We start from the raw sequence: 9,722 nt of genomic DNA on the forward strand, positions 1-9,722 counted from the left end.
TTATATCATGCTAAACCATATCATTCAAATTTTTTCGATACAGCCCTAACTATTAATTCTATGATAAAAATATATTTTAGTTATGTTGAAGATAATAATCCCTTTATATGCTCTTTTGCCTTATCAAGGTCGCTTGCAACATAATTAACAAAACTAAAATCCTGCATATATGTATATTCTGATGGGACGGCAATCGTATAACATCCCGCACTTTTCCCCGCACGCGCCCCATTGCTTGAATCCTCAATAACTATACAATCCTCCGGATTAAGGTTCAGCTTCTCTATGACTTTTAGATAAATCTCAGGGTGTGGCTTACCATTTTTAATTTCATCAGATGGCTGTGTAACATCAAAATATTGATTCAAACTTAATTTGTTTAAAGCTAACTCCATGAATTTATTAGGAGAGCCTGTTGCTATTGCCAACTTTAGTTTTCCTCTAAACTCACCGAGAATACTTAAGAGTCCTGGCATCGGCTTAATGTCATTCAACATTTTCTTTTCGACAGAATCATATCGTATTTTTAGTAGTCCTTCAATAGGCATATCCAAGCCTAGATCATCACAATATATTCTATATGAGTCCATAGGCTTTCTGCCCATCATTTTCCACAATGTTTCGTCACTTACTACTTTTCCAAAAGATTGTGCTATTTCTCTGTCCGTTTCATAGTATAAAGTCTCTGTATCAATCATCAGACCGTCCATATCAAAAATAATTGCCTTCATATTAGCCCCTTCTATTTGTATACTTTTTCCAAAGATACTGCGTTCTTTATATAATTAACATTTTATCAACCATATCGATTTTTTCAACTACTTCTTCCTTCCCATCTTCAAGTATTCTTATTATATACTTACCATTTGAATAAACAATATTACCTTCACTATCAACATCATAGCCCATTACACCCTTTTTAATGCAACTTAAACTACCACTTCTGTCCATTTTCAAAAGCTCCCATTCCTTTGGTGCAATACCTGGGTATTTTTCTCCTCTTGCGCTATTTTCTTTCATTATCTTTTCTGCATTAATAATATTACCATTTATAATAATTTGTTGCTGATCCAGCTCTTTTGATTTTGCAGGATTTGAGCCTCCTGTTACAAGTGGCTCTCCCGTATGTTTTATGGTAAAGAATTCAATCCACTTAAATATTGCCTTTAATATCTTGAAAGGTATAAAAATAATATCCTTTATCGAAATAGACTTACTAAATGGAGATTGATACGGGCGCTTAATAAAATATACATTATCCTTACCATCAACTTTTGGTTGAAAACAATCATGCCCGTCAAATGAAATTAACTCACATAATTCTCCGGTTTGAGTATTCAGCCGGTTTATAACCTTCGAACTAAAACCTATTACCATCCCCTGCCCATTTCTTCCAACCCCTGTCGAATCAAAGTAAATGATTTCAGGATTAGCTTTTCCCCATACTGGGTTATTATCAATAGAATCACCTTCTGTAATTACGCTGTATCTCGATGTTTTTATATCCAGTATTGCAATATTCCGCTCTGTTGGAGATTGTTGTACAGCAACTGCTACTTCACCTGTAGTACGGTTGTAATCAAGATTGTAAAACCCGGCTTTTGCATCATGAATAACATGGTGCTCCATTTCTTTGTCATCATTAAGGTATTTAATAAATATACCCGAATTATTTTCTACTTCCACCGAGTAAATAATCTTATCGTCACTTTCAAGTGTTCCAATACCATTTACTATTGCCTGCTCAACTGCATTTACATTTACAGGAGAATGTCCTGCTCCTAAAAACATTGCATTAATTCCCTGGGTTTTCCATTCGTATTTTTTGCTAATTTCATCAATATTTTTTTTATAGTTTTTTAGATACTGACTATTTAAGTATGAAAGCTTTGAATCATTATAATATAGAATCTGGTTTTTCGATGCAATAACAATTCTTTCACTCACTTAATAAACCCCCATATTTAAAATTTTTATTTACCTTTTAAGTATTTAGCCATTACCTTTTGTGCTATAGGTGCTGCAGCTGATCCTCCTGATGAACCGCTATATTCAAGTATAACAGCAACTACTATCTGTGGATTTTCAGCTGGAGCAAAGCCAACAAACCAGGCATGTTCCTTATTCTTTTTTTGAGCAGTCAGTTCGTTTTCTGCTGTTCCGGTCTTTCCAGCTACATTAATGCCTTTTATCGCTGCTTTTTTACCGGTTCCGCTAACTACCACTTCCCGCATCATCATACTTACTCTGCTCGCAACATCAGACTCCATTATCCGTTTAAACTCATCCGGTTTTGTACCCTTTATTTCCTTTCCTGTAGGAGATACAATACTTCTTACCAGAAATGGTTTCATAATCATGCCATTATTAGCTATACCTGATGCTATCATTGCCATATGGAGCGGTGAAACCAATATTTTACCCTGCCCAATTGCTGCAGCAGCCATATCATTTTGCTCCATTTTTTGATATGGAAATAAGCTTTTACTTACGGGAATATCAAAAGGTATATCGCTTCCAAACCCAACCCGCTTCGCCATATCTGCTAGTTTATCCTGTCCAAGTTTTACACCAAGTTGTGCAAACATTACATTACTAGATACAGCAAGAGCTTTTTTAAGGTCTATTTCTCCATATGCCTTCCCTTTAGAATTACTAATCTCCTTTCCATCTATAGTTATAACACCTTTATCATTGAATTTTAGTCCATCCAGACCGTTTTCAATAGCCACTGCTGATGTAACTATTTTATATGTTGATCCAGGTGTGTATAAACCTTGGGTTGCACGCGGAAGAAAAGGAGCTTGTTGAGATTCAACCAATGCTTTCCAATTTTCAGTCAAACTTTCCGCGTTTGTATCAAAATCAGGTTTGCTTACTAAAGCAAGTATCTCCCCTGTTTTAGGATTCATAGCAATAACAGCACCATTTCTCTCTTCCAAAAGCTCTCGGCCTAACTGTTGCAGTTCATGATCTATTGTAAGACAAAGATTGTTACCTTCTTTTTTTTCTGTATCAGTGCTTTTAAACAACTTAAATACTTTAGTGTACTCGTCAAGTCCCAACAGATAGTTGTTATAGGCTGCTTCAAGTAAGGATCTTCCATATACTTTCGAATTATAACCTATCACATGACTGTATAGGGATCCATATGGGTATATGCGCTTCTGTTCATTGTCTTTTTCTTCGCTATACGCTAAAACTTTCCCATCACGATCAAGAATTCTTCCGCGTACAGTATTATCATCGGCTTGATACTGTCTTCTGTTATAAGAATTTTGTGCCAACTCCTTACTTTTAAAAACCTGTATGTATGTAAGGTATCCAATCAAAACAAGAAAAAGGGAGCAAATAACTATAAGAACCCTTATTATTTTTTTATTCTCCTTCATATGTTTCACCATCCATGTCAGCATAACTCTCTTTTGATATAGCCTGTAAAATCCCTAGTATAATAAAACTGCTCACAAGGGAACTGCCCCCATAACTAATATATGGAAGAGTAATTCCTGTCAAGGGTATTAACTTTATTACCCCTCCTATAATTATAAAGGTTTGCAGTCCTAGCATTGTTGTTATTCCAAGTCCTAAAACCTTATTAAATCTCTTTTTCACTTTTATAACGATTTTCATACCTCTATACGTAAGCAGCATATACAAAAGTATAACTGCTACCCCTGTTAATACCCCCATTTCTTCACAAATAGCAGAAAAAATAAAGTCGGTATTGACTACAGGGACCATATCAGGTCTTCCCATACCAAGACCGGTTCCAAAATATCCACCTGAGCTTATTGCAAACAGCGACTGAGTAATTTGATACCCCTTTCCTGCAATGTCAGCCCATGGATTTAACCATGTGTCAATTCTTACTTTTATATGATACACAAAAAAGTAACCGAAAAGAGCAACAGGTATTGTGAGAATAATATTATAAATGAAGAAAAGAATATCCTTTCCAAACACATAAAGAACGATCAAATATATAAATGCTAGCAGAACTAAAGAGCCCCATTCTCTCTGAAGCATCAAGAAACCGATATTAAGGAATGTAAAAAGAACCAGAATCAACCTATTTAATCTTACTTTGTTTGCCTCACTGTAATTTGAACCCTCAAAAAACAACTGGTCAGGCTTCTTAAAATAGCAGGCAAGGAAGAGAATATAAAGAACCTTTGAGATTTCCAACGGTTGAAAACTTTGTCCTCCTATTACTATCCAATTAGTAGCACCATTTACATTTCTACCCAATACTAGAGTTATTAAATACAACAAAACAGCCGCCACCATATAGTATTTAGCCATCTGTTCCCATTTTTTAAACCATCGAAAGAATTGGCATGAAAAAATAAACATACCGATTCCAATTATCATCCAAATTGTTTGTCTAATTCCCAAACTACTATCAAGTCTATATATCATCATTATTCCTAGACTTATAAGCATAGATACAATGAGAAACAAATACTCATCCCCAAGTCTCTTTTTCAGTATTATGAAATAAGCAGTGCATAGCAATAGAATTACGCCAAAACCAACTGCCAGTACATCATATTTATAAGTCTTCATATTATAAAACATAAATATATATGCAAGTAAGTTCAATAGAATAATATAGTTTATAGGCTTACGGTATGTAAATATTCCAAACAAAAAATCACCTCGTTTTAGGAAATTTGCTTCGCAGATTCCTTGAATAGGCCATATAGCAAATCGGAATTTAATTTTATTTATTCATCAATACATCTACAAATAAGAATTCTACTTGTCCCAACCTGATTTTATCACCATTGTTTAATCTCCAATCATATCCCTCTCTCAGGATGTTCTCATTGACAAATGTTTTATTTTTACTTCCAAGATCCTTAATGTAATAAATTCCATCCCTGATCGTTATTTGTGCGTGCAAACCTGACATATAAGGGTCTTTAATTACAATATCGTTTTTATCCTGCCTGCCAATTGTAGAGTTTTGCCCAAGCATATAAGTCTCATTAACCTTAAAATTAAGCATTTCTCTTTGATTTATTAACTTAAGATATGGAGAATTGACATTACCATTAGCTCTAATAGAGTTCATAGATTTTATATCCATGTAAATAAGTCGTATTATACTAAAAATAAAACAATATATAACCAACACAAATACAAAGTTCATTAAAAGCGTTATTATCCCCATCATTTCCCACTTCCCCTCATAGCTAGTGCTTTTTCCAATTTTAAGTCTTTAGCGATGTTGAAAATATTTTATCTGTTCTAAGCACTGCATGCCCTATAAAAAATTACGGCTACTTGGTAATCTTGCAGTAAATCCCAAATATCTCTTTAAATTATATTCCTAGAACCTGAAAATAACAAATAGTTATTTTTTTATAATTGCACCGAATACGTTATAGTGTGATATAATTATTTTTAAATAGTTTCTATATAAAATTTTTTGGAGAATTTTGTAGAAAAAAATCGAATTATACAGTATAATTAGGATGTGAAACTCTATCACATGTAACAAGGGTGGTAAAATGAATGCTATAACTCAGTTAGGGAATTTATTAGAAAATTAATAAAAAAGATTCACACGCAATACTTTGATAACAACATTAAAATATTGGAATACTTAGTGTGCTTTATGCTTATGCTATTTCTGTCGCAATCGCTTAATCTTGAAATAGTACCAGACAATGCTAGGGCTTTTATTACACAAGTCCAAATCCTTATAATTTTTTACCTTGTTTTTCGCTTCAATTTCTTTGGGCTAGCCTCTTCTATTGTCCTTAGCTATAATGATTTAGCATCAGTAATAATAAAATATTACCAAGAGGATGACCTAACTTATTTAATCCCCTTTACATTAAGGTTACTCACAATAATAGTTGGAACTATTGTTGCTTTCCTAGCTTATAAGCAAGACCTGCAAAAGATAAAGCTGCAAAAGCTTGCAATCACTGATGAACTAACTGACGTCTATAATCAAAGGCAATTTAGGATTTTGCTTGATAGAGAAATAGTAAATTCGGATAATAATAATAGTTCTCTTGGTTTAATAATGTTAGATATTGACGATTTTAATATGTATAACGATCTTTACGGCCATGAATGTGGCGATAAAATACTAAAAGGAACATCTGCTATTCTAAAGTCAATAGTTAAGCAGAACGGTTATGTGTGTAGATATGGCGGTGATGAGTTTGCAATTATTTTTCCAAACACAGACATTGAAACTCTAGAGATGTTTGCGCACAATATAATTCATAAATTCAAAATGGTAAGAAGTGATTATTTTTCAGATAAGCTTTCCGAAAAAGTTACCCTGTCAATAGGACTTTCTGAATATCCAAACAGGTCCTTTACAAAAAGTGAGCTTATTTCTCATTCAGATATGGCTTTATATCATGCAAAAAATCTTGGGAAAGGCAGAGTACACTTATATCAGGATATAATTCTACAGATCCGCAAAAATACAAGCTCTGATAATCAGCAACTGATAGGAGCATTCAAAGGATTACTCAGCACAATCTCTGCAAAAGACAAGTATACTCACGCACACAGTGAACGTGTATCCTCTTATGCAGTATTGATAGGTAAAGCAATGAATTTAAGCCTCAATGAGATAAGTGTTCTTGAATATGCAGGACTTTTACACGATATTGGTAAAATTGAGATACCAAAAACCTTATTAAACAAGCACGGAAATTTAACCGTTGATGAACAGGTTATCATTCGCCAGCATCCTATATACAGCGAGAATATCCTTGAGCCTTTAGAAGATATAGACAATCTTATAGATTATGTCAGACATCACCACGAAAGATTTGATGGTCTTGGATACCCTGATGGACTAACAGGTACAGAAATAAGCCTTGGCGCCAGAATATTATGTGTAGCTGATTCCTTTGACGCGATGATATCAGAACGTCCTTATAGTAGAAGTAAAACTACCGAAGAAGCACTAAGTGAGTTGAGAAAGTATTCAGGAACTCAGTTTGACCCTGAGATTGTTGACATCTTTTACTCAGCAATGAGTCCAGCACATTAAATTCTTCATTTTCAGCAAAAAGTCTTATTCACTTGATAAACTTTACTTTTTGATATTTTTACCTCAGTTCTTCTTCTATTTGTTTTAAATATTGGTCTACTTCTTCTTTGTATTCAGGGTTAAGTTTAACTGCTTCATTCAGTTCCTGCCGGGCTAGTTCATATTGCTTGGTATCAAGGTATAACAACCCCCTTAAATAGTATCCTTTAGGAGCATCAACCTTCTTCACACTTTCAGCCGTTTCTAGTGCTTCATCATATTTTCCCTGAGAAGCTTCTGCCGCAGCTATATTATAAAGCGTACTCAATTTTATATCATTACGCTCGGGCCTCATATTTATGATTTCTTCTCCTAACTTTTCGGCCTCTTTCCACTTTCCACTGTCTGCCATTTCCACTAACTCTTTATATTTACCCCGTTCTATATAGTAATCCCTATTCCTGCTGTTATTAAAGCCATAGTATAGCCCCAAAATTACAACAATAATCGTTGCAGCTATAAAGACAGACCTGCCCAGTAATTTATTTGAAACACCTTTTAACTTTACTATTCCAGACGTCAGAAAACCACCAATTAGGCCACCTACATGGGCAAAATTATCTATGCCGGGACTAGCAAAGCCATATGCAAGGTTAATAACTATCATTATCAATATATTGTTTCCAAAGTATCTCCTAAATGCAGCAGGGTTTTCAACCCATAGGTACAAAAGTGCTCCAAAAAATCCAAATATGGAACCTGAAGCACCAACTCCAGAGTATGTTGAAAACATAAAACTGGCAACATTACCAATCACACCTGCTGCCAAATATATAAAAGTAAACTTTTTATGGCCATACATTCCTTCTACTATTCTTCCAAAAACAAACAATGACAAAGAATTTGCAAATAAATGCTCTAGGTCAGCATGCAGAAATATTGGTGTTATAAATCGCCAATACTCACCTGACATAATGCTGAAGTTTTCTTTGGCCCCAAAAGGAATAAATAAATTACTAACATCAATATTTTTAATACGAGCATAAATATTCATTACCAGCCATATTGCAATGTTGATTATCATCAAGCAATAAGTCACATATGGAACTTTTGCTAAGAAATTGGGAGGTCCTTCACTCTCTCCCAATCTTTCAGTGTTTATCCTAATATCATTATCATTCATTACGTCTGCATTTACAACATCTAATCCTAACATTAAATTCAGAATATTCTCCAAACCTTCCGTTTGTATAGGGAGGTCATAAAGCTTGTTTACTTTTCTATTTTCCAAATCAACGCTTATGCATGGCAGATATTTTTTCAGATATACGTCTTCCATCTGCCCTTGCTTAATTAATTGCATTTTTCCTTCGTCAGGCTCTGAATTGAATATAAAAACCTGAAAAGCAAAAACTGAAGGGCTGCCCATCTTTGCCAAATTGCTGCGGTTTGCCTCAAGCTTTTTCATTATTTGTTCTCCACTTAAGCAGTCAGCATCTAGCAACTCGACAAGGATGAATTTACCTTCCAATATTTTCTGTACAATTCTCATCCCCTCATATTGTATACGTTGCCCATTATTATCAATAACAGGCGCGTAGTTTTGTTTTTCTATAAGTGCAGTGTATACCTTATCCATGTAATTAGCCTTCATTTTAGCAGCACCTCGATTTGAGTTTCATTTATTCTATCTATTATATCAGAATTATCTTTTTTGTACTAATCTATAATGCTGACTTATCTTTTGCCTTTAAGCTTGGGTGACTGTTGTCATCCTAAGAGTGCGTTTTTTCAAGTCTTCTTTCCTGTGCTTATTTGATCTATATTAGAAATTATTTTCTGCTTACATATTGAACTTTGTTGTGGATAAACCAATAGATTCTGAAGACTTATCCCCAATAGTTTTAGTACATCATTGTTGTTCTGCTGTTGACAGTTGTGGATTTCTGTTTTTATCATTTATATTTACTGCCTACAAGATTTTAAACAATACACTTAAAATCTTGTTTCTTTGTTTTCCATTCCAATATTCTCTTTCTGTAGCGATTGTAAAATTAGCGACTAACAACTTTTAACTATCAATTCTAATATCAGGATATATAAAACAAGACCTTATGGCGTAAACCATAAGGTCTTGATATAAATCTGGCAGCGACTTACTTTCCCGGGACGTCTCCATCCAAGTATCATCAGCACTGAGAAGCTTAACTACCGTGTTCGGAATGGGAACGGGTGTGACCTTCTCGTTATAACCACCAGAAAATTGTAAACTTTTTAAGGTTATGCACCTTCAAAAATATATAATGTTGGAATCAAGATGAAAAGCGGATTTCTTCATTAAGACTTCTTAAAAGACCTTTTCTACCTGTAAAATATTTGGTCAAGCCCTCGACCTATTAGTACCAGTCAGCTAAATACATTACTGCACTTACACCTCTGGCCTATCAACCATGTAGTCTACATGGGGTCTTACCCTTACGGTGGGATATCTCATCTTAGGGTGGGTTTCACGCTTAGATGCCTTCAGCGTTTATCCCTTCCGAACTTGGCTACCCAGCTATGCACTTGGTAGTACAACTGGTGCACCAGAGGTTCGTCCATCCCGGTCCTCTCGTACTAAGGACAGATCCCTTCAAATATCCTGCGCCCGCGACAGATAGGAACCGAACTGTCTCACGACGTTCTGAACCCAGCTCGCGTACCGCTTTAA

General features: G+C 34.7%; 7 protein-coding genes and 2 rRNA genes. 1 reads left to right on the plus strand and 8 read right to left on the minus strand.

Going from position 1 to position 9,722, the window contains the following annotated elements; translation table 11 throughout:
* Window positions 1-80: 80 nt before the first annotated feature.
* The 5 genes from ACECE_RS0211980 to ACECE_RS0212000 all read right to left on the minus strand — a co-directional run bounded on the left by ACECE_RS0211980 (window position 81) and on the right by ACECE_RS0212000 (window position 5,158).
* Entirely contained in the window at window positions 81-731 is a 651-nt protein-coding gene (locus tag ACECE_RS0211980; RefSeq protein ID WP_010247259.1) for an HAD family hydrolase, read from the minus strand.
* A gap of 46 nt (window positions 732-777) precedes the next feature.
* Complete coding sequence (locus tag ACECE_RS0211985) at window positions 778-1,947, minus strand: TolB-like translocation protein (protein WP_010247262.1); 1,170 nt, start codon at window positions 1,945-1,947, stop codon at window positions 778-780.
* Between the two features lie 26 nt (window positions 1,948-1,973).
* A complete protein-coding gene (locus tag ACECE_RS0211990) occupies window positions 1,974-3,392 on the minus strand; it encodes a peptidoglycan D,D-transpeptidase FtsI family protein (protein WP_010247264.1) in 1,419 nt (472 codons plus the stop codon).
* Window positions 3,379-4,569 carry an FtsW/RodA/SpoVE family cell cycle protein gene (locus ACECE_RS0211995; protein ID WP_456049013.1) on the minus strand — a complete coding sequence of 397 codons (1,191 nt, stop codon included), beginning with the start codon at window positions 4,567-4,569 and terminating at the stop codon, window positions 3,379-3,381. The genes ACECE_RS0211990 and ACECE_RS0211995 overlap by 14 nt, the downstream gene beginning before the upstream one ends.
* 157 nt (window positions 4,570-4,726) lie before the next feature.
* Window positions 4,727-5,158: an FHA domain-containing protein gene (locus ACECE_RS0212000; protein WP_456049014.1), complete on the minus strand. Its 432-nt coding sequence runs from the start codon at window positions 5,156-5,158 to the stop codon at window positions 4,727-4,729.
* Between the two features lie 468 nt (window positions 5,159-5,626).
* Between ACECE_RS0212000 and ACECE_RS0212005 the strand changes: the two genes are divergently transcribed.
* Window positions 5,627-7,033 (plus strand): bifunctional diguanylate cyclase/phosphohydrolase, encoded by a 1,407-nt coding sequence (locus tag ACECE_RS0212005; protein ID WP_010247272.1) that lies wholly within the window; start codon window positions 5,627-5,629, stop codon window positions 7,031-7,033.
* A gap of 58 nt (window positions 7,034-7,091) precedes the next feature.
* Here the strand turns inward: ACECE_RS0212005 and ACECE_RS0212010 are convergent, their stop codons facing one another.
* From ACECE_RS0212010 to ACECE_RS0212020, 3 genes are all read right to left on the minus strand, one after another.
* On the minus strand, window positions 7,092-8,666 hold the full coding sequence (locus ACECE_RS0212010; RefSeq protein ID WP_117385814.1) for a rhomboid family protein: 1,575 nt from the start codon (window positions 8,664-8,666) through the stop codon (window positions 7,092-7,094).
* A gap of 489 nt (window positions 8,667-9,155) precedes the next feature.
* Window positions 9,156-9,272 (minus strand): 5S ribosomal RNA (gene rrf / locus ACECE_RS0212015).
* A 116-nt stretch (window positions 9,273-9,388) separates the two neighbouring features.
* Window positions 9,389-9,722: ribosomal RNA gene (locus tag ACECE_RS0212020) — 23S ribosomal RNA — on the minus strand; the annotation flags it as partial.

The sequence above is a fragment of the Acetivibrio cellulolyticus CD2 genome (assembly GCF_000179595.2).
Lineage (GTDB): Bacteria > Bacillota > Clostridia > Acetivibrionales > Acetivibrionaceae > Acetivibrio > Acetivibrio cellulolyticus.

Coding starts and splice junctions, on each gene's coding strand:
- ACECE_RS0211980 (WP_010247259.1), bottom strand. CDS start 731: ATGAAGGCAATTATTTTTGATATGGACGGTCTGATGATTGATACAGAG.
- ACECE_RS0211990 (WP_010247264.1), bottom strand. CDS start 3,392: ATGAAGGAGAATAAAAAAATAATAAGGGTTCTTATAGTTATTTGCTCC.
- ACECE_RS0211995 (WP_456049013.1), bottom strand. CDS start 4,569: ATGAAGACTTATAAATATGATGTACTGGCAGTTGGTTTTGGCGTAATT.
- ACECE_RS0212000 (WP_456049014.1), bottom strand. CDS start 5,158: ATGAACTTTGTATTTGTGTTGGTTATATATTGTTTTATTTTTAGTATA.
- ACECE_RS0212005 (WP_010247272.1), top strand. CDS start 5,627: ATGCTTATGCTATTTCTGTCGCAATCGCTTAATCTTGAAATAGTACCA.
- ACECE_RS0212010 (WP_117385814.1), bottom strand. CDS start 8,666: ATGAAGGCTAATTACATGGATAAGGTATACACTGCACTTATAGAAAAA.